Consider the following 26073-nt stretch of genomic DNA (forward strand, 5'->3'; position numbering starts at 1 on the left):
GGCGTCGTCGAAGCCGATGACCCGGACGTCGCCCGGCACGGACCGGCCCGCGGTGGCCAGGGCCTGCAGGGCGCCGGCCGCCATGAGGTCGTTGGCGGCGAAGATGCCGTCCAGGTCGGGGTAGCGGCCCAGCAGGGTCTCGGTTGCGGCCCGTCCACCCGCGACGGAGAAGTCGCCGGAGGCGGCCAGCCGCTTCGCGTGGCGCCGGCGGTGGGCCTTCAGCTCGGCCTGGAAGCCCGCGAGCCGGTCCTGCCCCACCCGCATGTCCATGGGCCCCGTCACGCTGACGATCTGCCGGCACCCCGCCTCCAGCAGGTACCGGGTCGCGGCGCGCGCACCCCCGACGTTGTCGGCCGAGACGTAGGGCACCGTGGAGGCCTCGTCGAAGGGGCGCCCCGACATGACCACGGGGATCCCGGCGTCGAGCAGGTGCTGCGGCAGGGGGTCGGCGCCGTGCACGGAGACGAGGATGGCGCCGTCGACGTGGCCGCCGCGGGCGTAGCGCTCGAAGCGCTCGCGCTCCCGGGTCGTCGAGAGGACGACGAGCACGAGCTGGACCTCCCGGTCCGCCAGCACCGCCTGCGCCCCGCTGAGGACGAGCGGGAAGTAGGAGTCGGAGAAGAACCGCTCCACGGGCTCCACGACGACGAGCGCCACCGACCCGCTGCGCCGCGTCACGAGCGAGCGTGCGGCCTGGTTGGTGACGTAGGACAGGTCGGCGGCGGCGCGCAGGACGGCGTCGCGCGCGGCGGAGCCGACGCGGTCGGAGCCGGAGAGGACCCTCCCGGCGGTGGCGCGGGAGACGCCGGCGCGCGCGGCCACGGACTCCAGCGTGGGTGCACCCGTCGTCGGCACGACTCCTCCTCCGGCCCGGGATCCTCGGACGCACACTGTCCCACCCGCGGCCGGGTGGGCTCGACCGACCCGCCCGCGACCACCGGTTCAGTCGATGTGGCGCAGCAGGGGCCACGCCCGGCTCCAGCCGCCGACGGGGTTGCGGCACACGGCGATCGGGGCGCCCTCCTCCTCACCGTCCACGCCGAGGCCGGAGTCCAGGTGGTCGACGACGTCGCAGCGCGTGAACACCCGCCGGGCCCGGTCCAGGGTCGTGCCGACGAACACCACGACCGTCGCGTCCTCCGGCGGCCGCGCCTGGTCGGCGAGCGCGTTGTGCGCGCTGTAGACGGTGTCCAGGCCGAGGGCGGGGCCGAAGCGGTCGACCGCGCCGGCCTCGCCGTAGTTGCTGGTCACGACGACCGACCGCGCCCGGTCGCCGGGGGGCAGCGCCGCCCGCACCGCGGCCACCTGCTGCACGTACCGCGGCCACCCGAGGCTGTCGCGGGCCACCTGGTTCACGGCGGGCACGGGGGTCCGGCCGAGCACCGAGACGGGGACGACCGGGAGGGCGACCACGGCGCTGACGAGGGCGTTCGCCGCGACGGCACCGGCCACCAGGCGCGTGCGGCCCCGCCGGCCGGCGCACCAGCCGGCGACCGGTACGCAGCCCGCGGCCAGCAGGACCGTCAGCACCCCCATCGGGTAGTAGTTCTGCGACCCCATGGCGAGGACCAGCAGCACGACGACCGGCGCGGCCACGGCGAGGGACCGGACCCGGCGCCAGGCGGGCCGCCGGGCGAGCGCGACCCAGCCCGCCAGCCACACCGGGACCAGCGGCGGGCCCAGCAGGAGCAGCAGCATCGGCAGCGTCGAGGCGCGGACCTCGGCGCCGTCGTCCGCGGCGAGCGCCGCGCCGACGGTCAGCTGGGGCCAGTCGTTCGCGGCCTGGTAGGCGAGGTTCGGTGCGGCCACGACCGCGGCGAGCAGGACTCCGCCGAGGAGGTGCCGCGAGCGGAGCACGGCCCGGGGACCGGTCGCGAGCAGACCGGCCAGCAGGGCCACGCCGAGCACGGCGACGAGGAGCTTGTCGTAGGTGCTGAGACCCGCGACGAGACCGGCACCCAGCCACCACCGGGGCCGGTCGCGCAGCAGGGCCCGGACCGCGCACAGCACGACCGCCGGCCAGACCCAGAGGTCGAGGGAGGAGGTCAGCAGGACGTGCGCCATGGCGAGCGGGACGGACGCGGACGCGGCCGCCCAGGCCGCGAGGCGCTGCGCGCGGTGGTCCCCGCCCAGCTCCCGCGCGAGGAGGGTCGTGACCACCACGAGGGCGGCCATCGACAGCGTCGCCGGGACGCGGAGCGCCCACGGCTCGTCGACGACCGCGCTCAGCGTGCGGGCCAGGAAGGGAGCCAGCGGCGGCTGGTCGAGGTAGCCCCACGCGGGGTCGAGCATCCGGAAGTACAGCTCGTCGCGGTGGTAGCCGTACCCGCCGCTCGCGGCCGTCAGGGCGGCCGAGACCACGACGACGGCCGCGAGCAGGGGACGCGTGGCCACCGGCGCGAGCGCGGTCGGCCTCCGCGCGGCGGTCACGGTCGGGAGCACCCCGGCATCGTCGCCGTCCGGGTGCCGCGGGCGCCAGGGTCTGCGCGCGCGTCAGTCCCGCTCGAGCAGGACCGCGACCTCCTGGTGGGCCGTCTGCGGGAACATGTCGAGGACCCGGGCCACGCGCGGGCGCAGCGAGGGCATGGCCGCGAGGTCGCTCGCGAGCGTCGTGGCGTTGCAGCTGGAGTACAGGACGTGCCGCACGCGGGAGGCCTCCAGCCAGCGGCCGAGCTGCGCGCCCAGACCCCGTCGCGGCGGGTTGACGACGACCAGCTCGGGCACGTCCGGTGCGGCCCGGGCGAAGGAGCCCGCGTCGCCCACCTCGAACCGGACCCGGGCCAGGCCCGCCTCGCGGGCGCTGAGCCGCGCGCTCGCGACCGCCTCGGGGCTCGTCTCGACCCCGACGACGTCGCGGTCCTCCCCGGCGCAGTGCAGCGCGAAACCCCCGACGCCGCAGTACAGGTCCCACACCGACGCGGGGCCCAGCTCCTGCGTCCACGCGCGCGCCTGCCGGTACAGCGCGGCGGCGACGGTGGTGTTCGTCTGGAAGAAGCTCTGCGGGCGCAGGTGCAGGACGTGGTCGCCGACCCGCATGGGCAGCGTGGACGCCTCGGTGAGCACGACCTCGCGGTCGCCCTCGACGACCGCCTTGTGCTCGGGCAGGAGGTTCGCGCTCACGACCTCCAGCTGCGGCAGTCGCCGCAGCAGCGCGGGCAGGTGCTTGCGCAGGCGCGGCAGCGCCTCCTGCGAGCGCAGGACGAACCGGACCATGACGCGGCCGTCGGGGGAGTCGGTGACGAGCAGGTACTTCAGCTCGCCGCGGCGCGCGGCGACGTCGTAGGGGGTCAGGCCCGCGGTGCCGATGAACTCCGCGAGGACCGGCAGGACCGCGCGCACGCCCGGGGTGCAGACCCCGCAGCCGCGGATGTCGACCGCGCGGCCGGTGCGGTCCAGCAGGCCGATGGTCGGCTCCTCGGCCGTCCCCCCGACGACCATCTTGGCCTTGTTGCGGTAGTCGGCCTCGGGGCTCTCGACCGGTGGCAGCCAGGTCACGTCCCCGGCGGCCGCCAGGAGGTCGCGCACGTGCTGGACCCGGCCGGACAGCTGCAGCGGGTACGGCCGGCCCATGAGGGTGCACGACCGGCACACGCCCGCGTCGTAGTAGTCGCACTGCACAAGGGTGCCCATCCTAGGCGACCCGCCGCCCCGCGCCGGGGCGCCCGGCCACCTCCCGCGCCGGGGGTCAGGCGCGGGCGTCCTGCAGGGCCTGCAGCGCGGGCTGGACCGCCTCGGACCAGGTGGGGAACGCGCGGACGTGGTGCGCGAGCAGGTCGACGTCGAGCCGGGCGCGGACCGCGAGCGTCAGCTCCGCGCCCCACGAGTCCGCCTCGGGACCGACGCAGGCGGCCCCCACGAGGACCCCGGTGGCCGTGTCCGCCACGAGCTCGACGCGGCCGCGCACGGCCGGGCCGCGCGGTCCGGCGACCCCCTGGACGAGGTGCGCCCTCGCGACCTCGCCGACGTCGAAGGACGCCCGCACGACCCCGTCGGTCCGCCGGGTGTCGCCGACGCAGAGGACCGCGGGGTCGGTGTACACCACGCGCGGCACGCCCGAGAGGTCCGCGTCCCGGCCGCGCCCGAGCACCTCGGCGACCACGGTGCGCGCCTGGTGGTTGGCCGAGTGCGTGTACTGCGAGACGCCCGTGACGTCGCCGACGGCGAACAGGCCGGGCACGGGCGCGCCTCCCGCCAGGACCCGGCAGCGCGCGTCGACGGTGATCTCGTCGAGGCCGGGCGGGAGGTTCGGCGCGCGCCCCGTCGCGAGCAGCAGCCGGTCGAACGGCAGGACGGACCCGTCGTCCAGCCGCAGGACGGAACCCTCCGGCGTGCGGGTGGCGGCCTCGGCGCCCGCGCCCGTGCGGACGTCGACCCCCTTGCGCCGCAACGACTCCGCCACCAGGTCCCCGACCCACGCGGGTTCGGCGGACAGCAGGTGGGCGCTGCGCTGCACGAGCACCACCTCGCTGCCGAGGCCCGCGAAGGCCTCGGACAGCTCGCAGCCCACGGCCCCGCCGCCGAGGACGACGAGGCGCGCGGGCGGCTCCGCCGACGACAGCGCGTCGACGGAGGTCCAGGTCGGGACGTCGTCGAGGCCGTCGACGGGCGGGCGGACGGGCGAGCTGCCCGTGGCCACCACCACGACGCCGGCGCGCACCTCCACGGTCCCGGCGACGACCCGGCCCGGGCCGGCCCAGCGGCCGAACCCGCGCAGCAGGCGGACGCCCTCCCGCTCGAGCTCCGCGGCCGCCGCGGTGTCGTCGCGGTGGGCGGAGGCCTCGTCGCGCAGGGCGGCGGCCGCGGTCCAGGGCAGGCCGCGGCGGGCCGACAGCAGCAGCGACTTCGACGGCACGCAGGCCACGTAGGGGCAGTCGCCCCCGACGCGGGTGGCCTCGACGACCGCGACCGAGCGGCCCGCCCGGGCCAGCTCGAGGGCGACGAGCTTCCCGCCCGACCCGGTGCCCAGCACCGCGACGTCCACCGCCAGGGTGCCGTCGTCGTCGCGCCGGCGGTCCCGCGGTCCGGTGGGGGTGCTCACCCCGTGATCGTCGCCGATGAGCCGACGCGCGGCACGCCGATGGGAGGACGAGACCGGCGGGCCCGGGGTGGTTGTGTGGGGGCGTGAGCATCGAAGCCGCCGCCCCACCGGGCCTGGAGTGCGTGCAGGTCAGCAAGACGTTCGGATCCGTGACGGCGCTGGACCGCCTCAGCGTGACGTTCTCCGCCCCGGCGACCGGGCTCCTCGGCGCCAACGGGGCCGGCAAGTCGACCCTCCTGCGCACGGCCCTGGGCCTCGCCCGTCCCGACGCGGGGCAGCTGCGGGTGCTGGGCCTGGACGCCGTCGCCGACCGCCGCGAGGTCCGCCGCCGCGTCGGGTTCATGCCCGAGCACCCGTGCCTGCCGGCGGACCTGTCCGCCCAGGACGTCTGCGTCCAGCTGGCCCGCATGCGCGGGCTCGGCCGGCGCGACGCGGTGCGCCGCACGAGCGAGGTCCTCTTCGCCGTGGGGCTGGAGGAGGAGCGCCGCCGCCCCGTGGGTTCCTACTCCCTCGGCATGCAGCAGCGCACCAAGCTCGCGCAGGCGCTCGTGCACGGTCCCGACCTGGTCCTGCTCGACGAGCCGACCTCGGGCCTGGACCCCGCGGGCCGCGAGGAGATGCTGACGATCGTGCGGCGCCTGTCGTCGGACCTGGGCATCCGGGTCATCGCCAGCTCGCACGTGCTGGAGGACATCGAGCGCACGTGCGACGAGGTCGTGGTCCTGCGGTCGGGGACCCTCGCCGCGCAGCGTCCCGTGCAGGTCGAGCAGGCCCTCACGGGCCCGGTCGAGCTCGCCGTCTCGGGGGACGTCGGGGAGTTCGCGCGGGCGCTGGAACCCCTCCTTGCGCCGCTCGGCATCCGCGTCGCGCCCACCGCGACGGGCGACATCGGTCTCGACCGCAGCTCCGACGAGGCGCTGGACGTCGTGCGCGACCTGGCCGCGAGCCGCGGGGTCGGGCTGCAGCACCTGGTGTCCGCGTCCCGCGGGCTCGAGGACGTCGTCGTCGACGCGATGGGGGTGCACGGTGGCTGAGGCCCCGGGCGGGGCCGGCGCACCCCGCGCCGTCCTGCACGACATCCGCTACTCCCGCTGGTCCGGGACCCTGCGCCCGCGCCCCACGGCCGTCGCGAGCTTCGTCGCCTCGAGCGTGCGCCGCCCGCTCGGCCTGCGCCGCAGCGCCGGGTCGAAGGTGTGGCCGTTCCTGCTGCTGGCCGTCGCCTACCTGCCGGCGCTCGCCGTGGTCGCGGTCCCGCTGCTCGTGCCGCAGGTGACGCTGCAGCCGACGGAGCTCATCAGCTACCCGAACCTGCTCGCCACCAACGGCGTCGTCCTGCTCGCCTTCGTCGCCACGGCGATCCCGTCGATGCTGACGCGGGACCGCCGTGACCGGGTGCTCGCGCTGTACTTCGCGACCGCCGTCTCGTGGGTGGAGTACCTCGTCGGGACGTTCCTCGCGGCGCTGTCGCTGCTCGCCATCATCGTGCTGGGCCCGATGCTCGTGCTGTTCGTGGGGTCGATCGCCACGGCCGACGACCCGGGGCGGTGGGTGGCCGACAACGCCGCCGACCTGCCGCGCATCGTGCTGGCCGCCGCCGTGGTCACGCTGTTCCACACGGTGCTGGGACTGCTGGTCGGCGCGCTGACCTCGCGGCGCGTGTTCGCGGTCGGCGGTTACCTCGCCGTCGTGCTCGTCGCGCCCGTCGTGACCGTGCTCCTCGCCACCGTCCTCGGCGACGAGTGGCCGCTCGCGCTCGACCCCGCGTCGGGCCCGATCCGGCTCGCGGCCTCCATCGTCGACGGGTCGATCAGCGGGCCGGGCGGCCTGGCCTGGGTCGTCTGGGCGCTCGTGGTCGTCGGCGGGTCCGCCGTCGTCGCGGCCCGCTACTCCCGGGGGAGCGACACGTGACCGCTGTGGTCGAGCTGGCCGGGGTCAGCAAGTGGTTCGGCGACACCGTCGCCCTGTCCGACGTGTCCTTCGCCCTCGGGGCGGGGGTGACGGGCCTGCTGGGGCACAACGGGGCCGGCAAGTCGACGGCGCTGTCGCTGCTCGCGGGGTTCTCGCGCCCCAGCCAGGGCTCGGTGCGCGTGCTGGGCGTGGACCCGCACACCGACGCGGGCGTCAACCGCGGCCTGGGTGTGGTCTCCGACGGCGAGGGCACGTGGGCGCACGCCAGCGCCCGCTCGCAGGTGGAGTTCCTGGCGCGGCAGCGCGGGGTGCGCGACCCGCGGGGCGCGGCGGCGAACGCCCTGGCCCGGGTGGGCCTCGCGGAGGCGGCCGACCGCCGCGTCGGCGGGTACTCCAAGGGCATGCGGCAGCGCGTGAAGCTCGCGCAGGCCCTCGTGCACGACCCGCAGGTGCTGCTGCTGGACGAACCCCTCAACGGGCTCGACCCCGCCCAGCGGCGCGCCGACGTCGACCTCGTCGCGGCGCTGGGGGCCGAGGGCCGCACGGTGCTGGTGTCCTCCCACGTCCTCGCCGAGGTGGAGCGGATGGCGGGGCGCGTCCTCGTCGTCGTCAACGGCCGCCTCGTGGCCGAGGGCGAACCCGCGGGCATCCGCGACCTCCTGGTCGACCGCCCGCGGACCCTGCGGCTGGAGGGGACGCGGGTCGCCGAGCTGGCGGGTCTGCTGCTGGCCGAGGGGCTGGTGGTCGCGGTGCGCAGCGACCCGGACGGGCGGGGCGTGGTCGTGGAGACCCCGCGCGCCGTGGGGCTGGCCGACGCCGTCCCGGTGCTGGCCCAGCGGGCCGGCGCCACCCTGCGGCGGGTCGAGCCCGTCGGGGAGGACCTGGAGAGCACGTTCGCGCACCTGGTGCGCGCCGCGAGAGGAGCAGGTCGCTGATGGGCACCACGCTGTTCGGCTTCTCGTTGCGGGGCATCCTGTTCCGCGGCCGCACCGCGGCCTTCGCCGCGCTGCCCCTGCTGGTCGCGGTGGTCGCGGTCGTCGTCATCGCGGTGACCAGCGTCGCCGGCCGCTACGGCGTCCAGACGACCCTCACGGCGAACCTGCTCACCGGGCTGGTCGTCCCGATCGTCGCGCTCGTGCTCGGCATCGGGGCCTTCGGCGACGAGCGGGACAGCCGGACGCTGCCGCTGCTGCGCGGCGTCGCCCGCCCCCGCTGGCACCTCGTCGTCGCGCGGTTCGCGGCGGCCTGGGTGTCGACGTTCGTGGTCGTGCTGCCCGCGAGCCTCGCGTGCATGGCCGTCGGCATCTCGATCAACCTGCCGGCGGCGGACGTCGTCGGCGGGATCCTCCTGGCGACCGCCCTCACGTCCGCGGCCTACACCGGGCTGTTCGTGCTGCTGTCGCTGCTGACCCGCCGCGGCCTGCTCGCCGGGCTCGCCTACGTCGTGCTGTGGGAGACGTTCCTCGCGGGGCTGGCCCCCGCGCTGCGCGGTCTGTCGATCGGCTCCTACGGCCGGCGCGTGGCCACCCTCGCCATCCCGGGCGACGTGCCGGTCGGCACCGTGGCGACCACGGGCGTCGTGACGTCGGCCGTCGTGCTGGCGGGCATCGCGGTCGGGTCCGTCGTGCTGTCCTCGATCCGCCTGCAGCGCATGGACGTCGGGTGAGCGTCGCCCGCTGAGGGAGCGGTCCGCGGCCGTCAGAGGTCGCGGGCCGCCCCGTGGCTGGGCAGCGCGGCGAGGAACTGCGGCGCGCGCAGCCCCACGCCGGCGAAGGCCGACGCGACCGCGCGGGCGACGGGCTGCACGGCGTCGACCTCGACCAGGGCGATCGCGGACCCGCCGAAGCCCCCGCCGGTCATCCGGGCGGCGAGGGCACCGGAGGCGCGGGCGGTGTCGACGGCCAGGTCGAGCTCGCGGCAGGACACCTCGTAGTCGGAGCGCAGCGACTCGTGGGAGGCGTCCAGCAGCCCGGCGATCTCGCGCTCCCGCCCGGCCCGCAGCAGGTCCGCCGCGCGGCGGACGCGGTCGATCTCGGTGACGACGTGCCGCACCCGCCGGCGCAGCTCGTCGTCGCCCAGGCGCGCGAGCGCCTCGTCGAGGCGCTCGGGGTCGACCTCGCGCAGCGTCGGCACCCCGAGGACCTCGCACGCCCGCTCCACGCTGGCGCGGCGGGCCCCGTACTCCCCGCCCGCGTGGGAGTGCTCGGCGCGGGTGTCCATCACCAGCAGCGCGAGCCCGGCCGCCGCGAGGTCGAGGGGAACCTGCTGCACGGTGTCGTCGCGCGTGTCGAGCAGGATGCCGCCGCCCTCGGTGCAGCGCAGCGACGCGGCCTGGTCCATGCCGCCGGTCGGGGCGCCCGCGACCTCGTTCTCGGCCTGCACGCAGGCCCCGGCGAGCACCGCCCGGCCCGCGTCGTCCAGCGGCAGCCCGGCCAGCTCGCCGAGCGCGACGGCGACGGCGCACTCCAGCGCGGCCGAGGAGGACAGCCCCGACCCGAGCGGGACGTGACCGTCCACGACCGCGTCGAAACCCCCGCTCACGGCCGAGCCCGCGAGCCCGCGCTCCCACATCGCCCACGGCACGCCCGCGACGTAGGCGGCCCAGCCCTGCGGCGAGCCGGGCCCGACCTCGTGCAGCGGACCCTCGAAACCCTCGTCGGCCTGCACGGAGCGCACGCGGACGACCCCGTCGGTGCGCGGGCGCAGGGCCACGAACGTGCGGTGCGGCAGGGCCAGCGGCAGGCAGAGCCCGCCCGTGTAGTCGACGTGCTCGCCGATGAGGTTCACCCGTCCGGGCGCCGACCAGACCCCGGCGGGCTCGCCGCCGTGGGCGCGGCGGAACGCGTCGGCGACGCCCGCGGCCGCCTCGGCGCGCGCCGGCGCCTCGAAGAACTCCGCGGCCGGAGCGGCTCCGGGGTGGGCGTGCTGCGTCACTGCGAGACCTCCCGCAGCCGGGCGGCGACCCGCTCCGGCGTCGTGTCGTTGACCCAGGCGGCCATGGCGGACTCCGAGCCGGCGAGGTACTTGACCTTGCCGGGGCCGCGCAGGACGGAGAAGACCTGCAGGTGCAGGCGGAACTCGTCGCGGCCGGTGTGCACGGGGGCCTGGTGCCACCCGGCGATGTAGGGCAGGGGGTGGTCGTCGGGGTAGTACCGGTCGAGCCGCTGCAGCACGTCGAGGTAGGCGACGACGAGGTCCGCGCGCTCGGCGTCGTCGAGCGCGGGCAGGTCCGGCACGTCGCGGTGCGGCGCGAGGTGCACCTCCACGGGCCAGCGCGCCGCGGCCGGCACGTACGCCGTCCAGTGCTCGGTCTCCAGCACGACGCGGGCCCCGGAGCGACGCTCGGCGTCCAGGACGTCGCGGAACAGGTTGCGGCCCGTGGCCTCCCGGTGCTCCGCGGCGCGGCGCAGCATGGTCGCGGTGCGCGGGGTGACGAAGGGGTAGCCGTAGATCTGCCCGTGCGGGTGCGGCAGCGTGACGCCGATCTCGGCCCCGCGGTTCTCGAAGCAGAACACCTGCTCGACGCCGTCGACCTTCGCGAGGGCCTCGGTGCGGTCGACCCACGCCTCGACGACCGTGCGGGCGCGGTGCGGCGACAGCTGCGCGAACGACCCCGAGGGCTCGGGGGTGAAGCAGATGACCTCGCAGCGCCCCGTCGCGGGCCGCGTCGGGAACACGTCCTCGCCGTCGACGTGGCCGAACTCCCCGCCGATGCGGGTGGAGAAGGAGGGGAACCGGTTCTCGAAGACGACGACGTCGTAGCTGGAGTCGGCGATCTCGGTGGGGAACCGGCCCGGCAGGGTGGGGGCGAGCGGGTCCTCGTCCGGCGGCGGCATGAGGGTGCGGTCGTTGCGGTGCGAGGCCATGGCGATCCAGTCGCCGGTCAGCGGGTCCAGGCGGACCTGCGAGCCGCCGCGCACGACCTCGTCGGCGGGGGGCAGCGGCCGGTGGTCGACGGCGTCGCGCACCGCGGCACCCGACAGCCACGGCTCGGAGTCGTCGAAGTACAGCAGCTCCCGGCCGTCGGCCATCCGGGTCGAGGTGCGGCGGAACGCGTGCGGGCTCACAGGGCGGTCTCCTCGGGGGTGTCGGCCAGCAGCAACCTGCCGACGCGTTCGGTCACGACGGCGCGGGCGTCGTCCGGCAGGCCGGTGTCGGTCACCAGGACGTCGACGTCGTCGAGGTCGGCGATCGAGCTCAGCCCGACGACGCCCCACTTGGTGGAGTCGGCGACGACGACGACGGACGAGGCGGCCGCCATGAGGGCGCGGTCGGTCTCGCCCTCGACGATGTTGGGGGTGGTCAGCCCGGCGCCGGGGGCGATGCCGTGCACGCCCAGGAACAGCCAGTCGACGTGCAGGGACGCCAGGCTGCGCACGGCCACGGGCCCGACGAGGGCGTCGGAGGGGGTGCGGATGCCCCCGCACAGGATGACGGTCCGGTCGCGCCGGCTCGGCTCGTGCAGCGCCTCCGCCACGGGCGGCGAGTTGGTGACCACCGTCAGGTCGAGCACGTCGCGCAGGGCGAGGGCCACCTCGACGGTGGTGGTGCCGGCGGACAGCGCCACGGACGCGCCCGGTTCGACGAGGCCGGCCGCCAGCGCGCCGATGGCGCGCTTCTCCGCCTGCTGCAGCGCCGACTTGGCGGCGAAGCCGGGTTCGTCGCTGCTGCGCGCGTCGGTCGAGGCGGCGCCGCCGTGCACCCGGTCGACGAGCCCGCGTCGGGACAGCTGGGCGATGTCGCGCCGCACGGTCATGTCCGAGACGCCGAGCCGGTCCACGAGCTCGGACACGCGGACGCTGCCCCGGGAGCGGACCTGCTCGAGGATCAGGTCCTGTCGCTGACGTGCCAGCACGGCGCTCACCCTCCCACGGCAGGGGTGACCGCGGGGACCCGCGGAGGTCGGCAGCTCTGCACCGTCGCAGGATGCCGAGAGAGCGCGAGCCAAGTCAACACCGCCGAACACGGTTGCACAGTCGTGATGTTCGACTTTGCGCGTTCTGCTTGACAGCCGTGGAGGGGCCCCCCACTCTCGACCTTGCCCGACCGCGATCGTGCGGGCGGAGCCGGGGCGACGACGCCCCCGAACGACGAAGGAGTCGCCATGACCCGCCCCTCCACGCAGGACGAGTACCTCGCCGGCCTCGTCCCCGACTCCGTGCGCGCCACGTCGTTCAGCCGACGCGGCCTGCTGCGCGGTTCGCTGCTGGCCGCCGGGATCCCGGCGCTGCTCGCCGCCTGCGGCGACGGCGGGGCCGCCGGTGGCGGCGGCGGTGGTGGCGGCGCCCAGGTCACGCTCGGCTCCAACTTCTCCGACCCGGTCCCCGTGAAGACGATGGACGCGATGGTCGCCGCGGCGCAGAAGGCCCAGAGCATCAGCATCAAGTTGAACAAGGTCGACCACACGACCTTCCAGAACAACATCAACAACTACCTGCAGGGCAGCCCGGACGACGTCTTCTCCTGGTTCTCCGGCTACCGCATGCAGTTCTTCGCCTCCCAGGGCCTCGCGGGCGACATCAGCGACGTGTGGTCGACCATCGGCGCCGACTACACCGACGCGTTCAAGAAGGCCTCGACGGGCGAGGACGGCAAGCAGTACCTCGTCCCCACGACCTACGGGCCCTGGGCGGTCTTCTACCGCAAGTCGCTGTTCGCCGAGCGCGGGTACCAGGCGCCGACCACGCTGGACGAGATGACGGCGCTGGCCACGCAGATGCAGACCGACGGCCTCGTGCCGATCGCCTTCGCCGACAAGGAGGGCTGGCCGGCGATGGGCACGTTCGACCAGCTCAACATGCGGATCAACGGCTACCAGTTCCACGTCGACCTCATGGCCGGCAAGGAGGCGTGGACCGACCCCAAGGTCAAGCAGGTGTTCGACACGTGGCGCGGCCTGCTGCCCTTCCACCAGGCCGACTCCCTCGGCCGCACGTGGCAGGAGGCGGCCACGGGCGTCGTCAACAAGACCTCCGGGATGATGCTGATCGGCTCCTTCATCGGCCAGCAGTTCCCCGACGCCGACCAGGACGACATCGACTTCTTCAACTTCCCCGAGGTCGACCCGGCCGTCGGCGCGGACGCCGTCGAGGCCCCCCTGGACGGCTTCATGATGTCCAAGCGCCCCCGCAACGAGGACGGCGCGAAGAAGCTGCTGACGTTCTTCGGCTCCCCCGAGAACGGCACCGTGCAGACGACGATCGACCCCTCGGCCATCGCGGCGAACACGAAGTCCGACCAGTCGAAGTACACCGCCCTGCAGCTGAAGTGCGCCGAGTTCGTCTCCAGCGCGAAGTCGATCTCGCAGTTCATGGACCGCGACACGCGCCCCGACTTCGCCTCCACCGTGATGATCCCGTCGCTGCAGAGCTTCCTGCAGAACCCGGCGGACGTCGATGGCCTGCTCACCTCGATCGAGAGCCAGAAGAAGAGCATCTTCGCCTCGTGACCGCGACCCGCCTCACCCGGACCCGTCCCGACCCTGGAGGTCGTCGTGTCTCCTGATCTGCCCCTGGTGGCGCCGCAGACGGCGCACCGGCAACCGCGCCAGGGTTCCCACGCCGGCGCCGGCAAGGCGGGCCGGGTGCGGCGGCTCAGCGGTTCAGACCGGATCGTCGTGGTCCTCATGGTGGCCGTGCCGACGATCATCGTGGTCGGCCTCATCTGGCTGCCGGCCATCGCGTCGGTGCTGCTCTCCTTCACCAACTGGAACGGCATCGGCGGACTGGCCGACATCAAGGTCATCGGTCTGAAGAACTACACGGACGTCTTCACGATCTACCCGCCCTTCAAGCCGGCGGTGGAGCACAACCTGCTCTGGCTCGTGGTGATGTTCGTGGTCGCGACCCCGCTGGGCATCTTCTTCGCGGTCCTCATCGACAAGGACCTCAAGGGCAGCCGGTTCTACCAGACCGCGCTCTACCTGCCCGTCGTGCTGTCGCTGGCGCTCATCGGCTTCATCTGGCAGCTGATGTACTCGCGCGACCAGGGCCTGATCAACGCCGTGCTCGGCACCCAGGTCGACTTCTACGGCGACCCGAAGTGGAACATCTGGGCCGCGCTGTTCGCGACCTGCTGGCGGCAGGTCGGCTACGTCATGCTCCTGTACTTGGCCGGTCTCAAGGGCGTCGACGCCTCCCTCAAGGAGGCCGCGCAGATGGACGGTGCGAGCGAGGTCCAGACCTTCTTCCGGATCGTCTTCCCGGTGATGCGGCCCATCAACATCATCGTGCTGGTCATCACGGTGATCGAGTCGCTGCGGGCGTTCGACCTGGTCTGGGTCATCAACCAGGGCCGCAACGGCCTGGAGCTGCTCGCCACGCTCGTGACCCAGAACATCGTGGGGGAGGCGAGTCGGATCGGGTTCGGGTCGGCGCTCGCCACGCTCATGCTGCTCATCTCGCTGGTCTTCATCAGCATCTACCTGACCGTCGTCATGCGAGAGGACGAGCGATGAGCTCCGCGACCGCCCAGGCCGTCCGCCGCCGCACCGAGGAGGGAGCCCCGCAGCAGGCCCGCCGCCGGCTGACGCCGGCGCGCGTGCTCCTCTACGTGTTCCTCGTCGTCTCGTCCGTGCTGTGGCTGTTCCCCCTGCTGTGGGCGGTCTTCAACTCCTTCCGCGACTACCAGTACACGCAGGCCAACGGGTACGCGTCCTTCGGCGGCTTCACGCTGGGCAACTACACCGAAGCCTGGCGGCAGGGTGACTTCGGCCAGCACTTCCTGAACTCGGTGATCATCACCATGCCCTCGGTCGTGCTGGCGCTGCTGCTGGCGTCGTCGATCGCCTTCGTCGTCGCCCGGTTCAACTTCAAGTTCAACCTGGCGCTCCTGGGCATGTTCACCGCGGCCAACCTGCTGCCGCCGCAGGCACTGCTGATCCCGCTGTACCGGCTGTTCCGCTCGGTCGAAGTGCCCTACTGGTTCAGCTACTCGGGCACGCTGCTCGACAGCTACTGGGCGCTGATCATCGTCAACACCGCGTTCCAGACCGGCTTCTGCGCCTTCGTGCTGAGCAACTACATGAAGACGCTGCCGTACGAGCTCTACGAGGCGGCGCAGGTCGACGGACTCAGCGTCCTGCGGCAGTGGTGGCAGATCACGCTGCCGCTGTGCCGGCCCGCGCTGGCCGCCCTCGCGGTGCTCGAGATCACCTGGATCTACAACGAGTTCTTCTGGGCCACGGTGCTGCTGCAGTCGGGCGACAAGTTCCCGATCACCAGCTCGCTGAACAACCTCAAGGGCGCGTTCTTCACCGACTACAACCTGCTCTCGGCGGGCTCGGTCCTCGTGGCCCTGCCGGTGCTCGTGGTCTTCTTCGCCCTGCAGAAGCAGTTCGTCTCCGGGCTGACCCTGGGCGCCACCAAGGGCTGAGCCCCTGCGCCGCGCAGCGGCACCACGATGACGGCCGGCGGGGTCCTCCCCGCCGGCCGTCGTCGTCGTGCGGGCCCGGCCCGCGCGGTCTCAGGCGCAGGGGCGTCAGGCGCGGGGCGCCTCGGCCACCACGGCACACCCGCCCGGCGCGAGCCGCAGCGTCCCCGCGACCTCCGCCCCGGACACCGCGTCGACCCCGTCGACGTCGACCGTGGCCACCTCGTCGCCGTGGTTCAGCGCGAACAGCCAGCTGCGGCCCGTGGCCGCGTCGCGGCGGCGGACCACGTCGACGTAGCCCGTGGCGGCCGCGACCGGGACGACCCCGCCCGCCGCGCAAACCGCCTGCAGCAGACCGTCGAGCGCCTCGTCGTCCAGCGTCGTGCCGACGTACCAGGCGGCGCCGCCGCCCGGCACGGCGCGGCGCGTCAGCGCGGGGGAGCCCGCGACGGCCCCGTCGGCGTAGGCGGCCAGGACCTCGACGTCCTCGTCCGCGCGGGCCAGCTCCGACCACACCTCGCCCGTGGACCCGTCGTCGAGGGCGGTCCCGACCCCCGCCAGCAGCGGGTGGAACTCCTCGACGCGCACGCCCAGCAGCTCCCGGAAGGCGCCCGGGTACCCGCCCAGGCGCACCCGCACGCGCTCGTCCACGACCCCCGACAGGTACGTGACCACGACCTGCGCGCCCGCGGCGGCCGCCGCGGCGACGGCGGCCGCGGTCGCGTCGTCGCACAGGTACAGCGTGGGGACCACGACCACGCGGTAGCCGGCCAGGACCGCGGCGAGGTCGTCGGGGTGGGCCCCCACGGCCAGGACGTCCGCGGTCACCTGCCGCTCCCGCAGCAGGCGGTGCACCTGGTGCGCGACGTCGAGGTGACCCACGCGCGCCGACGGCAGCGTCGGGCCCTCCATCGCCCAGGTGTTCTCGTAGTCCACGAGGACGGCGACGTCGGCCTCCACGTCGCTGCCCCGCACGTCGGCGAGGCGCCGCAGGACGGCGCCCAGCTCCACGACCTCGCGGAAGCGGGCGGTGTCGCGGCCCGCGTGGGGCACCATCCCGGAGTGCCACTGCTCGGCCCCGCCGGAGCTCGCGCGCCACTGGAAGAACATGACGCCGTCGGCGCCGCGGGCGACGTGGGCGAGGGAGTCGCGCAGCATCTCCCCGGGCGCCTTGGCGACGTTGACGGGCTGCCAGTTCACGGCGCTCGTGGAGTGCTCCATGAGCAGCCACGGCCCGCCCGCGATGCCGCGGGTCATGTCGGCCGCGAAGGCCAGCTCGGCGCGCGGGTCGGGCAGCGCGTGGACGAGGTAGTGGTCGTTGGACACCACGTCCTGCGCACGCGCCCAGCGGCCGTAGTCCATCGACGTCTGCCCGGCCGAGACCATGAAGTTCGTCGTCGTGGCGACGTCGGGGGTCACGCGGCGCAGGACGGCCTGCTCCGCGAGGTGCTGGCCGAGCAGCTCCTCGGAGGAGAACCGGGCGAAGTCCAGCGCGTGCGCGGGGTTCGGGAACGACGTCGACAGCGCCGGCACCTGCACCTGCTCGAAGGAGGTGTAGTGCTGGCTCCAGAAGGCCGTCGCCCACGCGTCGTTCAGCGCGGCCACGTCCCCGTGGCGCCGCTGCAGCCACGTGCGGAAGGCGGCCGCGCTGACGTCGCAGTAGCAGCGGGCGTTGTGGCAGCCCAGCTCGTTGCTGATGTGCCACAGGCGCAGCGCCGGGTGGGCGCCGAAGCGGGCAGCCAGGGCCTCGACCAGGGCGAGCGACCGCTCCCGGTAGACGGGCGAGCTGGGGCACCAGCTCTGCCGGCTGCCGAAGGTCGCCCGGCGGCCCTCGTGGTCGACCGGCAGCACCTCGGGCCAGCGCTGCGACAGCCAGGCCGGCGGCGACGCCGTGGCCGTGGCGAGGTCGACGCCGATGCCCGCGGCGTGCAGGTCGTCCAGCACCCGCTCGAGCCAGTCGAACTCGAACCGGCCCGGCTCGGGTTCCAGCAGGCCCCAGGAGAAGATGCCGACGGAGACCAGCGTGACGCCGGCCTCCCGCATCAGCGCGACGTCCTCGGCGCGCACCTCCTCGGGCCACTGCTCGGGGTTGTAGTCCGCGCCGTACGCGATGCCGGTCCCGCTCCACTGCCGCACCGGCCCAGCATGGCAGCCCCCCTGCGGCGGCGCACCGCTCACCCGCCCCGAACACGATCGAACACATCTTGACATCGGGAAACACCCCGGAGAGGGTTCCACGGTGATCGACGACACCGCCGCCCCGATCGACTCCGCCGCCTGGGTCCACGAGCGCACGCCCTCGCTGGGCGCCCTGCCCGCCCGCGCCTGGTTGCGCTCCGACGCCCCCCGCGTGGACCTGAACGGCTCCTGGCGCTTCCGGCTGTCCCCGCGCGCCGACGTCCCCCTCGACGCGACGGGCGCCTCGTACGACGACAGTGCCTGGGACCGCATCGCCGTCCCCGGCCACTGGCAGCTGCAGGGCCACGGGTCGCCGGCCTACACCAACGTGACGTACCCCTTCCCGCTCGAGCCGCCGTTCGTGCCCGACGAGAACCCGACGGGTGACTACCGCCGCACGTTCGCCCTGCCCGCGGGCGAGGGCCGCGTCGTCCTGCGCTTCGAGGGCGTCGACTCCGCGTTCTCCGTGCACGTCGACGGCACCGAGGTGGGCCGCTCCGTCGGCAGCCGCCTGCCCGTCGAGTTCGACGTCACCGACGCGCTGGCGGACGGCGACGTGCACCAGCTCGCCGTGCGCGTGCACCAGTGGTCCTCCGGCAGCTACCTCGAGGACCAGGACATGTGGTGGCTGTCCGGCATCTTCCGCGACGTCACGCTGCTGCGCCGCCCCGCCGGCGGGATCGACGACGTGTTCTGCCACGCGGGCTTCGCCGACGGCACGGGCACCCTGCGCGTGGACGTCGAGACCCGCGACGGCGCGAGCGCGCGCGTCATCGTGCCCGAGCTCGGCCTCGACCTCGCCGCCGGGGAGGAGGTCGTCGTCCCCGGCGTCGAACCGTGGTCGGCGGAGGTGCCGCGCCTGTACGACGCCGAGGTCGTCACCGACGCCGAGCGCGTCCGCCTGCGCATCGGCTTCCGCACCGTCGCGATCGTCGACGGCGTGTTCACCGTCAACGGCCGGCCGATCACGCTGCACGGCGTCAACCGGCACGAGGCGCACCCGGACCGCGGGCGCAGCGTCACCCGCCAGGACATGCTCGACGACGTCCTGCTCATGAAGCGGCACAACGTCGACGCGGTGCGCACCAGCCACTACCCGCCGCACCCCGAGTTCCTCGAGCTGTGCGACGAGTTCGGCCTGTGGGTCGTCGACGAGTGCGACCTGGAGACGCACGGGTTCTTCTTCGTCGACTGGCGCGACAACCCCTCCGACGACCCGCGCTGGGCCGACGCGATGCTCGACCGCATGCGCCGCACGGTGGAGCGCGACAAGAACCACCCGAGCATCGTCATGTGGTCGCTGGGCAACGAGAGCGGGACGGGGCAGAACCTCGCCGCGATGGCCCGCTGGACGCGCGGGCGCGACTCCTCGCGGCCGATCCACTACGAGCACGACTGGTCCTGCCCCGACGTCGACGTCTACTCCCGCATGTACGCCGACCACGCCGAGACCGCCGCGATCGCGACCCGCACCGAGGAGCCGCTGCCCGACGCCGAGGCCGACGCCCGCCGCCGCGCCATGCCGTTCGTGCAGTGCGAGTACGCGCACGCCATGGGCGTCGGGCCGGGCGGGCTGCAGGAGTACCAGGAGATCTTCGACTCCTCCGAGCGCTGCATGGGCGGGTTCGTCTGGGAGTGGATCGACCACGGCCTGCGCCAGCGCGACGAGGTCGGCCGGCAGCGCTTCGCCTACGGCGGGGACTTCGGCGAGGACGTGCACGACGGCAACTTCGTGGCCGACGGCCTCGTGTTCCCCGACCGCACGCCGTCGCCCGGGCTGCTCGACTACGCGGCCGTCGTGGCGCCCGCGCGCTTCACCGGCGAGGACGCGCCGGGCGGCCCGCGGCTGCGCCTGACGAACCGGTACAACCTCGTCACGCTGGAGCACCTGCGGCTCGTCGGGACCGTCGAGGACGGCGGCGAGCTGCGCGCCACGGCGAGCTGGGCGGCGCCCGCCCTCGCCCCCGGGGAGTCGGCGCTGCTCGAGGCCCCCGCCGAGCTGCTCGAGCTGGGACCGGCCGCGGGGGAGCGCTGGCTCACCGTGCGCGCCGTCCTGAGCGAGGACACGTCCTGGGCGTCGGCCGGGCACGTCGTCGGCACCGGGCAGGTCCAGCTCGACCCCGGGCCCGTCCGCGACCCCGCCCCGGCCCGCACGGCGCCGCGGCGCAGCGAGAGCGACCTGCTCGTCGGCCCCGCCCGGCTCGACGCCCGCACCGGCGGGCTGCTCGCGGTGGGCGGCCTCGCGGTCGACGGGGCCCGCCTGGACCTGTGGCGCGCCCCGACCGACAACGACGCGGGCCGGCACGGCGACCCGCTCGCGGGGCCGTGGCGCGAGCTGCGGCTGGACCACCTGCGCCACCGCACGGTCTCCGTCGCCCTGACGGGCGACGCCGTGGTGGTCACGACGCGCGTCGCGCCGCCCGGGACGGACCTCGGCTGGGTGGTGACCCATCGGTGGAGCGCCGTCGAGGGCGGCGCCCGCGTCGACGTCGACGTCGTCCCCGAGGGGGAGCTCGGGGTGCCGCTGCCGCGCCTGGGCCTGCGGCTGCGCCTGCCCCGCCACCTGGCGGACGTGACGTGGTTCGGGCGCGGCCCGGGCGAGGCGTACGCGGACACGGGGTACGCCACGCGCGTCGGCCGCTTCACGTCGTCGATCGACGCCCTGCAGACGCCGTACGTCTTCCCGCAGGAGAACGGCCAGCGCGCCGACGTGCGCTGGGCCGAGCTCACCGGGGCGGGCCCCGGCCTGCGCGTCGAGGGCGTCCCCGCCCTCGGCGTGACCGCACGCCGCTGGAGCACGGAGCAGCTCGACGCGGCGCGGCACACCGTGGAGCTGACCGACGAGGGGAGCGTCTGGCTGCACCTGGACGCGGCCCAGCACGGGATCGGGACGGGGTCCTGCGGCCCCGGGGCCCTGCCGCAGCACCGGCTGGCGTCGGCGCCCACGACGTTCGGCGTCGTGCTGCGCCCGCTGGGTGACGCGCTGGGTGACGCGCTGGGTGACGGGGCACCCGGCCGTGGCTGGCAGACTGGGACCCATGGTTGAGGAGGCCCGCCCGCGGCTGCTGTCCGGCATGCAGCCCACGTCGGACTCGCTGCACCTCGGCAACTACCTCGGGGCACTCACGCAGTGGGTGGCGCTGCAGGACACCCACGAGGCCCTCTACTGCGTCGTCGACCTGCACGCCCTGACGGTGGCGCCGGAACCGGCGCAGCTGCGCCAGCGGACCCGCCGGACCGCGGCGCAGTACCTCGCGGCCGGGGTGGACCCCGAGCGCTCGGCGCTCTTCGTCCAGAGCCACGTGCCCGCGCACGCCGAGCTGGCCTGGGTGCTGAGCTGCCTCACGGGCTTCGGCGAGGCGAGCCGGATGACGCAGTTCAAGGACAAGTCCGCCCGTCAGGGCAACGAGGGCACCACGGTCGGGCTGTTCACCTACCCCGTCCTCATGGCGGCCGACATCCTGCTGTACCAGGCGGCCGAGGTGCCTGTGGGCGAGGACCAGCGTCAGCACCTGGAGCTCACGCGCGACCTCGCGCAGCGGTTCAACAGCCGCTTCGGGGAGACGTTCGTGGTGCCGCGGCCGTACATCCTGAAGGAGACCGGCAAGGTCTACGACCTGCAGGAGCCGGGCGCCAAGATGAGCAAGACGTCGTCCTCGCCGGGCGGCATCGTCGACGTCATGGACGACCCGAAGGTCACGGCCAAGAAGATCCGCTCGGCCGTCACCGACACCGGCCGCGAGGTGCGCTTCGATCCCGCGGAGAAGCCGGGCGTCTCGAACCTGCTGAGCATCCACGCGGCCCTGTCCGGGCGCAGCGTCGCCGACCTCGAGCAGGACTTCGCGGGCCGCGGGTACGGGGACCTCAAGAAGGAGCTCGCCGAGGTCGTCACCGAGGCCCTCAGCCCGGTGCGCGAGCGGACGCTCGAGCTGCTCGCGGACCCGGCCACCCTCGACGACGTCCTCGCCGACGGCGCCCGCCGCGCCGACGCGATCGCCGAGCAGACCCTCGCCCTCGTCTACGACCGCGTGGGCCTCGTGGGCCGGAGGCGGTGAGCACGTCGGAGGCGGTCAGCCGGGGGCTCGGCACCGCGGTCTCGCTGCCGACCATCGGCATCTCGATCGCCGTCCCGGAGCCCCACGCGGGGGACCTGGCGTCGTGGCGCAAGGCCTTCGGCGACCCGCTGGCCGACCGCGTCCCCCCGCACATCACGCTGCTCCCGCCCAGCGCGCTGCCGCGGTCGCGGTTCCGGGCGGCGCGCCGGCACCTGCGCGAGACGGCCGCGCGCGTGCGGCCCTTCGAGGTCCACCTGCGGGGGACCGCCACGTTCCGGCCCGTCTCGCCCGTCGTCTTCGTGCCCCTGTCCCGCGGCATCTCGGAGTGCGAGCTGCTGCAGGCCGCGATCCGCTCCGGGCCCCTGCAGCGGGACCTGACCTTCCCCTACCACCCGCACGTCACCGTGGCCCACGACGTCGACGAGGCGGACCTCGACCGCGCCGAGCTCACCTTGCGCGACTGGGAGGCGACCTTCACGGTGAGGGGGTTCAGCCTCTACGAGCACGGCGCCGACGGTGTGTGGCGCCCTCAGGAGGACTTCGCCTTCCCGGAGGCCTAGGCAAGGGGTGTCGTGAACGCGCTGCAGCACGTGACGAGCGTGGTCGCGAAGGGCATGCGGACCCACCCGGGCCGCGCCTACCAGCGCTACACCGAGGCGCGGGGCAACGTCCTCGCCGGGGGCATCGCCTACTTCGCGTTCTTCTCCGTGTTCCCGGCGGTCCTCGCCGGTCTCACCGTGCTCGGCCTGGTCATGGCCGCCGTCCCCCAGGTGCGCGACCCGGTGGTCGCGGCGCTCGTGGAGGTGGGGAGCACCTACCTGTCGGGGCTGCTGAAGCCGGGCTTCCCCCCGGCGGGAGAGCCCACCACCGGGATCTACATCGACGAGGTGCTCAACAGCTCGACGTTGAACTGGGCCCTGGTCGTGTCGCTGGCCACGCTGGCGTTCACGGGGCTGGGCTGGATCGACGGCATGCGGCAGGGCATCCGCGCGGTGTTCGGCGAGGACGCGGGCGGGGGGTTCATCGTCCTGGTCAAGCTGCGGGACTTGCTCGTGCTCGTCGTCATCGGCGTCGGGGTGCTGCTGTCGGTGTCCTCCGTGCTCGTCACCAAGGTGGCCGCGCAGTACCTTCTCGAGCTCCTCGGCGCGGGCGACACGACCCCCGGGCGCTGGCTGGTCACGGCCGCGGGGTTCGCGGTCTCCTTCGCGCTGGACACCGCGACGTTCCTCGCCGTGTTCCGGATCCTGCCGGGGGCGGACGTCCCGCTGCGCCAGCTGCTGTCCGGCGCCGTCCTGGGCGGCGTCGGCCTCGGGGTGCTGAAGCAGTTCGGGACGGGCATCGCCCAGCGCAGCGCGGAGGGCAACGCGCTGGCCGGGGCCGCGGCCAGCGTCATCGTGCTGCTGGTCCTCATGAACCTCATGGGCCGGCTGATCCTCTGGGCCGCGGCCTGGGCGGCGACGACGGCCGAGGACGCCGGCACGCTGCTGCCCGCGCACGGGCCGGCGAAGGCCCAGTACGACGTGCCGCTGGGGCCGCGCCCCGTGCAGGCCCCGTCCTTCAGCCCGCGCGCCGAGGACCGCACCACGCTCGCGGCGGGTGTCGTGCTCGGGGCGCTCGGGGCCGGGGCGGCCGTCGCGGGGCGGGCGGTGCTGCGCTCGGTGCTCAGGAGAGGATGAGCCCGTGGTGCTCTCCCGGCGGACCAGCGTGTTCCTGCTCCTGTTCGGCGTGTGGAGCTGGATCATCTGGCCCACGTTCCTGCGCAACATCTGGGGCGACCCGCGGTCGTTCGAGGACGGCCCGCAGCCGTTCCTCCTGGTCCACCTCGTGCTGGTCGTCGTCAGCCTCGCGCTGGGGACGACCATCGCGGTGATCGGCCTGCGCGGACTGCGCGGGGCGCGCGGCCGACGCTGAGGGGAGCCCGCACGATGCCCGAGGGACACCTGCTGCACCGCTACGGCCGGGAGCACGCCGCGGCGCTCGGGGGGCGCGTCGTGACGGCGTCCAGCCCGCAGGGCCGCTTCGACGCGACGCCCTTCGACGGGCACGTCGTGCGGGGCGTGGACGTGTGGGGCAAGCACCTGTTCTACGACGTCGACGACGCCCCCGCGCTGCACGTCCACCTCGGTCACGACGGCTTCTTCCTGCGCTCCGACGACCCGACCCTGCCGCCGCGCGCGGGCACCCGGCTGCGGCTGGCCACCGACGAGGTGGCCTTCTCCCTGGTCGCCCCGATGCGCTGCGAGGCCGTGACGCCCGCCGCGCGCGACACCCTGGTCGCCGGCCTCGGCCCGGACCCGCTGCGGGGCGGCGGCCCGGCCGCCCGCGCCGAGGCCGTGCGCCGGCTCACCGCCAAGCGCGCGCCCGTCGGCACGGCCCTGCTCGACCAGGCCGTCTGGGCGGGGCTCGGCAACGCCTGGCGCGCGGAACTGCTGTTCGTGGCGGGCATCGACCCGGCCCGCCGGGTCGTCGACGACGACGAGGCGGCGCGGTTGTGGGACCTCGCGGTCGTCCACCTCGCGCTCGGCGTCGAGGCCGGCCTCGTCGTCAGCGACCCGGGCGCCCCGGCCGAGCGGTGGGTCTACAAGCGCGACGCGTGCCGGCGCTGCGGTGCGCCCGTGCGGACGTGGCAGCTCGGCGGCCGGACGACCTACGCCTGCCCCGCCGAGCAGCGCTGAGCGACGGCCCTGCCGCGTGGTGGGGGCAGCAGACGTCAGACGTCAGTCTGGGCGGGTGAGTCGCACTCGGGTGGGCAGATTGCGCACGCGCGGAGGGCTACGCTGCGCAGTACCTGCTCACCGTCGATCGGAGACCCGTCCATGTCCGCGTCCGTGTTCCTGTCCAGCTCTGCTGCGGTCCCCACGTTCCACGAGCTGAGCAGCGACGAGCAGGGTGCGCTCGCGTCCCTGGGGCGGCGCCTCGCGGCCGACCCGGTCACCGAGCCCGCGGCCTTCTGCCGGCAGGCGCGCCTCCTGACGCCGCAGCTGCCGACGACGCTGCTCGAGAAGCTGTGGGCCTTCGAGGAGCGCGGGTCCGACTCGGGCGTGCTGGTCCTGCGCGGGCTGGACACCGGCGAGCTGCCCGCCACCCCGGTCGACAACACGGGCGGCGTCGGCGGCCGCACCCTGCTGGCCCGCCAGCAGGCCGTCGTCAGCCACGCGCTCGGGCACATGGTCGGCTACGCCGCCGAGGGGCACGGGCACCTGCTGCAGGACATGGTCCCCAACCCGAAGCTGGCCGCGACCCAGCAGTCGCAGGGCTCGAAGGTCGAGCTCGAGGCCCACACCGAGCAGTGCTTCTCCGCCCTGCGCCCGGACTACGTCGTCCTGGGCTGCCTGCGCGGCGACAGCCAGGCCGCGACGTACGCGTTCCGCGGGCTGGACCTCGCGGCCCACTTCGACCCGAGCGACCTGATGGAGCTCTACCGGCCGCTGTGGACCACGCTCGTCGACGAGTCCTTCGCCGACTACCTGGACACGCGCGAGGTGCGCGGCCCGTTCCCGATCCTGTCGGGCGACCCGGACGACCCGACGCTGCTCGTCGACCAGGACCTCATGCACGGCATCACCAAGCGCGCGCAGGCGCTCCTCGAGCGCGTCCTCGAGGTCTACGTGGCCCACCGGCACGCCGTGGTCCTGCAGCCGGGCGACGTCCTCCTGCTCGACAACCTCCGCGCCATGCACGGGCGCTCCTCGTTCGCGCCGCGCTTCGACGGCACGGACCGCTTCATCAGCCGCGGCTTCGTCGTCCGCGACCTGCGCCGCTCGCGCTTCGCCCGCCCCGGCGGCGAGCGCGTGGTGCAGGCCAGCTTCAGCTGACCCGACTCAGCACCTCGAGGGCCGCGCCGGGCAACCGGCGCGGCCCTCGTGGCGTCTAGGGGGGTGCACGGCAGGACCGGGAGCACGAGGAGCGGGGAGGGCGGCGTGCGCGAGGACTACGACGCGTTCGTGCGGACGTCGGGCACCCGGCTGCTCCGCGTGGCGCTCCTGCTGACCGGGGACCGCGGCGCGGCCGAGGACCTGGTGCAGGACGTGCTGGAGCGCATGTACGTGCGGTGGCCCGGGATCGACGACCCGGACGCCTACGCGCGGACCGCCATGAGCCGGCACGTGGCCGACCGCTGGCGCCGGTTGTCCCGGCGCCCGCGCGAAGTGTCGATCGAGCCCTGGCACGACCGGGCCGACGAGGACGGGGCCGAGGCCCGCGCCGAGCGGGCGGGGGTCGTCGAGCACCTGCGGGCGCTGCCGCCGCGACAGCGGGCCGTCATCGTCCTGCGGTACTTCGAGGACTGGTCCGAGGAGCGGATCGCCGACGAGCTCGACGTGTCGCGGGGGACCGTGAAGAGCCAGGCCTCGAAGGGGCTGGCGCGGCTGCGCAGGGCGATGGACGAGGACGACGACGCGGGCCGGGTACCGGCACCCGCCATGAGCGCACGGCTGACGAGGGAGGGGGACCGACGGTGAACCCGTTCGAGGACAGGATCAGGAGCGAGATGCGTCGCGCGACCGAGGGGGTGCGGGCCGGGGA

At 74.6% G+C, this 26073-nt stretch carries 23 protein-coding genes; 15 read left to right on the top strand and 8 right to left on the bottom strand.

The genetic code is table 11. From position 1 onward, the window contains the following. The 4 genes from GTR02_RS05985 to GTR02_RS06000 form a co-directional block, all read right to left on the bottom strand. Positions 1 to 855: substrate-binding domain-containing protein (locus tag GTR02_RS05985; RefSeq protein ID WP_166606567.1), on the bottom strand; the 855-nt coding region annotated here is incomplete at its 3' end. An 87-nt stretch (positions 856 to 942) separates the two neighbouring features. Beyond that, positions 943 to 2442, bottom strand: coding sequence for a glycosyltransferase family 39 protein (locus GTR02_RS05990; protein ID WP_166606568.1), 1500 nt, complete (start codon positions 2440 to 2442; stop codon positions 943 to 945). 51 nt (positions 2443 to 2493) lie between these two features. Continuing rightward, a complete protein-coding gene (rlmC, locus tag GTR02_RS05995; RefSeq protein WP_166606584.1) occupies positions 2494 to 3618 on the bottom strand; it encodes a 23S rRNA (uracil(747)-C(5))-methyltransferase RlmC in 1125 nt (374 codons plus the stop codon). Between the two features lie 67 nt (positions 3619 to 3685). After that, on the bottom strand, positions 3686 to 5038 hold the full coding sequence (locus GTR02_RS06000; protein WP_205708731.1) for an FAD-dependent oxidoreductase: 1353 nt from the start codon (positions 5036 to 5038) through the stop codon (positions 3686 to 3688). Between the two features lie 83 nt (positions 5039 to 5121). Between GTR02_RS06000 and GTR02_RS06005 the strand changes: the two genes are divergently transcribed. From GTR02_RS06005 to GTR02_RS06020, 4 genes are read left to right on the top strand one after another with little or no spacing between them, the layout of a single operon-like run. Continuing rightward, positions 5122 to 6072, top strand: a complete 951-nt coding sequence (locus GTR02_RS06005; RefSeq protein WP_166606569.1) for an ATP-binding cassette domain-containing protein — start codon at positions 5122 to 5124, stop codon at positions 6070 to 6072. Beyond that, a complete protein-coding gene (locus GTR02_RS06010; RefSeq protein ID WP_166606570.1) occupies positions 6065 to 6946 on the top strand; it encodes an ABC transporter permease in 882 nt (293 codons plus the stop codon). The genes GTR02_RS06005 and GTR02_RS06010 overlap by 8 nt, the downstream gene beginning before the upstream one ends. Beyond that, positions 6943 to 7881 carry an ATP-binding cassette domain-containing protein gene (locus GTR02_RS06015; RefSeq protein ID WP_166606571.1) on the top strand — a complete coding sequence of 313 codons (939 nt, stop codon included), beginning with the start codon at positions 6943 to 6945 and terminating at the stop codon, positions 7879 to 7881. Before GTR02_RS06010 ends, GTR02_RS06015 begins: the two co-directional genes overlap by 4 nt. Continuing rightward, entirely contained in the window at positions 7881 to 8612 is a 732-nt protein-coding gene (locus GTR02_RS06020; protein WP_166606572.1) for an ABC transporter permease, read from the top strand. Before GTR02_RS06015 ends, GTR02_RS06020 begins: the two co-directional genes overlap by 1 nt. Before the next feature lie 32 nt (positions 8613 to 8644). On the opposite strand, the gene galK is transcribed toward GTR02_RS06020, so the two are convergent. The 3 genes from galK to GTR02_RS06035 are packed head-to-tail and all read right to left on the bottom strand — an operon-like array spanning position 8645 to position 11801. Beyond that, positions 8645 to 9880 (bottom strand): galactokinase, encoded by a 1236-nt coding sequence (galK, locus tag GTR02_RS06025; protein WP_166606573.1) that lies wholly within the window; start codon positions 9878 to 9880, stop codon positions 8645 to 8647. Beyond that, positions 9877 to 10977: a galactose-1-phosphate uridylyltransferase gene (galT, locus tag GTR02_RS06030; protein WP_166606587.1), complete on the bottom strand. Its 1101-nt coding sequence runs from the start codon at positions 10975 to 10977 to the stop codon at positions 9877 to 9879. Before galT ends, galK begins: the two co-directional genes overlap by 4 nt. Before the next feature lie 32 nt (positions 10978 to 11009). Beyond that, positions 11010 to 11801, bottom strand: a complete 792-nt coding sequence (locus GTR02_RS06035; RefSeq protein ID WP_166606586.1) for a DeoR/GlpR family DNA-binding transcription regulator — start codon at positions 11799 to 11801, stop codon at positions 11010 to 11012. Positions 11802 to 12050: 249 nt separating this feature from the next. Here GTR02_RS06035 and GTR02_RS06040 point away from each other — a divergent pair, with 249 nt between their 5' ends. The 3 genes from GTR02_RS06040 to GTR02_RS06050 are packed head-to-tail and all read left to right on the top strand — an operon-like array spanning position 12051 to position 15319. Next, a complete protein-coding gene (locus tag GTR02_RS06040; protein WP_166606574.1) occupies positions 12051 to 13394 on the top strand; it encodes an ABC transporter substrate-binding protein in 1344 nt (447 codons plus the stop codon). A 45-nt stretch (positions 13395 to 13439) separates the two neighbouring features. Next, positions 13440 to 14402 (top strand): carbohydrate ABC transporter permease, encoded by a 963-nt coding sequence (locus GTR02_RS06045; protein ID WP_338073615.1) that lies wholly within the window; start codon positions 13440 to 13442, stop codon positions 14400 to 14402. After that, entirely contained in the window at positions 14399 to 15319 is a 921-nt protein-coding gene (locus GTR02_RS06050; RefSeq protein WP_166606575.1) for a carbohydrate ABC transporter permease, read from the top strand. The genes GTR02_RS06045 and GTR02_RS06050 overlap by 4 nt, the downstream gene beginning before the upstream one ends. Before the next feature lie 105 nt (positions 15320 to 15424). Here the strand turns inward: GTR02_RS06050 and GTR02_RS06055 are convergent, their stop codons facing one another. Beyond that, positions 15425 to 17452 carry a beta-galactosidase gene (locus GTR02_RS06055; protein WP_166606576.1) on the bottom strand — a complete coding sequence of 676 codons (2028 nt, stop codon included), beginning with the start codon at positions 17450 to 17452 and terminating at the stop codon, positions 15425 to 15427. Between the two features lie 103 nt (positions 17453 to 17555). Between GTR02_RS06055 and GTR02_RS06060 the strand changes: the two genes are divergently transcribed. The 8 genes from GTR02_RS06060 to GTR02_RS06095 all read left to right on the top strand — a co-directional run bounded on the left by GTR02_RS06060 (position 17556) and on the right by GTR02_RS06095 (position 26009). Further along, a complete protein-coding gene (locus tag GTR02_RS06060) occupies positions 17556 to 20540 on the top strand; it encodes a glycoside hydrolase family 2 TIM barrel-domain containing protein (RefSeq protein WP_338073616.1) in 2985 nt (994 codons plus the stop codon). Next, a complete protein-coding gene (gene trpS, locus GTR02_RS06065) occupies positions 20533 to 21549 on the top strand; it encodes a tryptophan--tRNA ligase (protein ID WP_166606578.1) in 1017 nt (338 codons plus the stop codon). The genes GTR02_RS06060 and trpS overlap by 8 nt, the downstream gene beginning before the upstream one ends. Next, on the top strand, positions 21546 to 22109 hold the full coding sequence (locus GTR02_RS06070; RefSeq protein WP_338073617.1) for a 2'-5' RNA ligase family protein: 564 nt from the start codon (positions 21546 to 21548) through the stop codon (positions 22107 to 22109). Before trpS ends, GTR02_RS06070 begins: the two co-directional genes overlap by 4 nt. 12 nt (positions 22110 to 22121) lie before the next feature. Beyond that, positions 22122 to 23225 (top strand): YhjD/YihY/BrkB family envelope integrity protein, encoded by a 1104-nt coding sequence (locus tag GTR02_RS06075; RefSeq protein ID WP_166606579.1) that lies wholly within the window; start codon positions 22122 to 22124, stop codon positions 23223 to 23225. Between the two features lie 4 nt (positions 23226 to 23229). Next, the gene (locus GTR02_RS06080) at positions 23230 to 23460 is read left to right on the top strand and encodes an SCO4848 family membrane protein (RefSeq protein ID WP_166606580.1); all 231 of its coding nucleotides are present in this window, start codon (positions 23230 to 23232) and stop codon (positions 23458 to 23460) included. A 14-nt stretch (positions 23461 to 23474) separates the two neighbouring features. Further along, positions 23475 to 24224 carry a DNA-formamidopyrimidine glycosylase family protein gene (locus tag GTR02_RS06085; protein ID WP_166606581.1) on the top strand — a complete coding sequence of 250 codons (750 nt, stop codon included), beginning with the start codon at positions 23475 to 23477 and terminating at the stop codon, positions 24222 to 24224. 141 nt (positions 24225 to 24365) lie between these two features. Further along, positions 24366 to 25364: a TauD/TfdA family dioxygenase gene (locus GTR02_RS06090; protein ID WP_166606582.1), complete on the top strand. Its 999-nt coding sequence runs from the start codon at positions 24366 to 24368 to the stop codon at positions 25362 to 25364. Between the two features lie 105 nt (positions 25365 to 25469). Beyond that, complete coding sequence (locus tag GTR02_RS06095) at positions 25470 to 26009, top strand: SigE family RNA polymerase sigma factor (protein ID WP_166606583.1); 540 nt, start codon at positions 25470 to 25472, stop codon at positions 26007 to 26009. Positions 26010 to 26073 lie beyond the last annotated feature (64 nt).

The sequence above is a fragment of the Kineococcus siccus genome (assembly GCF_009906795.1).
Classification (GTDB): Bacteria; Actinomycetota; Actinomycetes; order Actinomycetales; family Kineococcaceae; genus Kineococcus; species Kineococcus siccus.

Excerpts from the sequence above, each read along its gene's own strand:
- galT (WP_166606587.1), bottom strand. The coding sequence starts at position 10,977 with ATGGCCGACGGCCGGGAGCTGCTGTACTTCGACGACTCCGAGCCGTGG.
- trpS (WP_166606578.1), top strand. The coding sequence starts at position 20,533 with ATGGTTGAGGAGGCCCGCCCGCGGCTGCTGTCCGGCATGCAGCCCACG.
- GTR02_RS06050 (WP_166606575.1), top strand. The coding sequence starts at position 14,399 with ATGAGCTCCGCGACCGCCCAGGCCGTCCGCCGCCGCACCGAGGAGGGA.
- GTR02_RS06020 (WP_166606572.1), top strand. The coding sequence starts at position 7,881 with ATGGGCACCACGCTGTTCGGCTTCTCGTTGCGGGGCATCCTGTTCCGC.
- GTR02_RS06090 (WP_166606582.1), top strand. The coding sequence starts at position 24,366 with ATGTCCGCGTCCGTGTTCCTGTCCAGCTCTGCTGCGGTCCCCACGTTC.
- GTR02_RS06085 (WP_166606581.1), top strand. The coding sequence starts at position 23,475 with ATGCCCGAGGGACACCTGCTGCACCGCTACGGCCGGGAGCACGCCGCG.
- GTR02_RS06040 (WP_166606574.1), top strand. The coding sequence starts at position 12,051 with ATGACCCGCCCCTCCACGCAGGACGAGTACCTCGCCGGCCTCGTCCCC.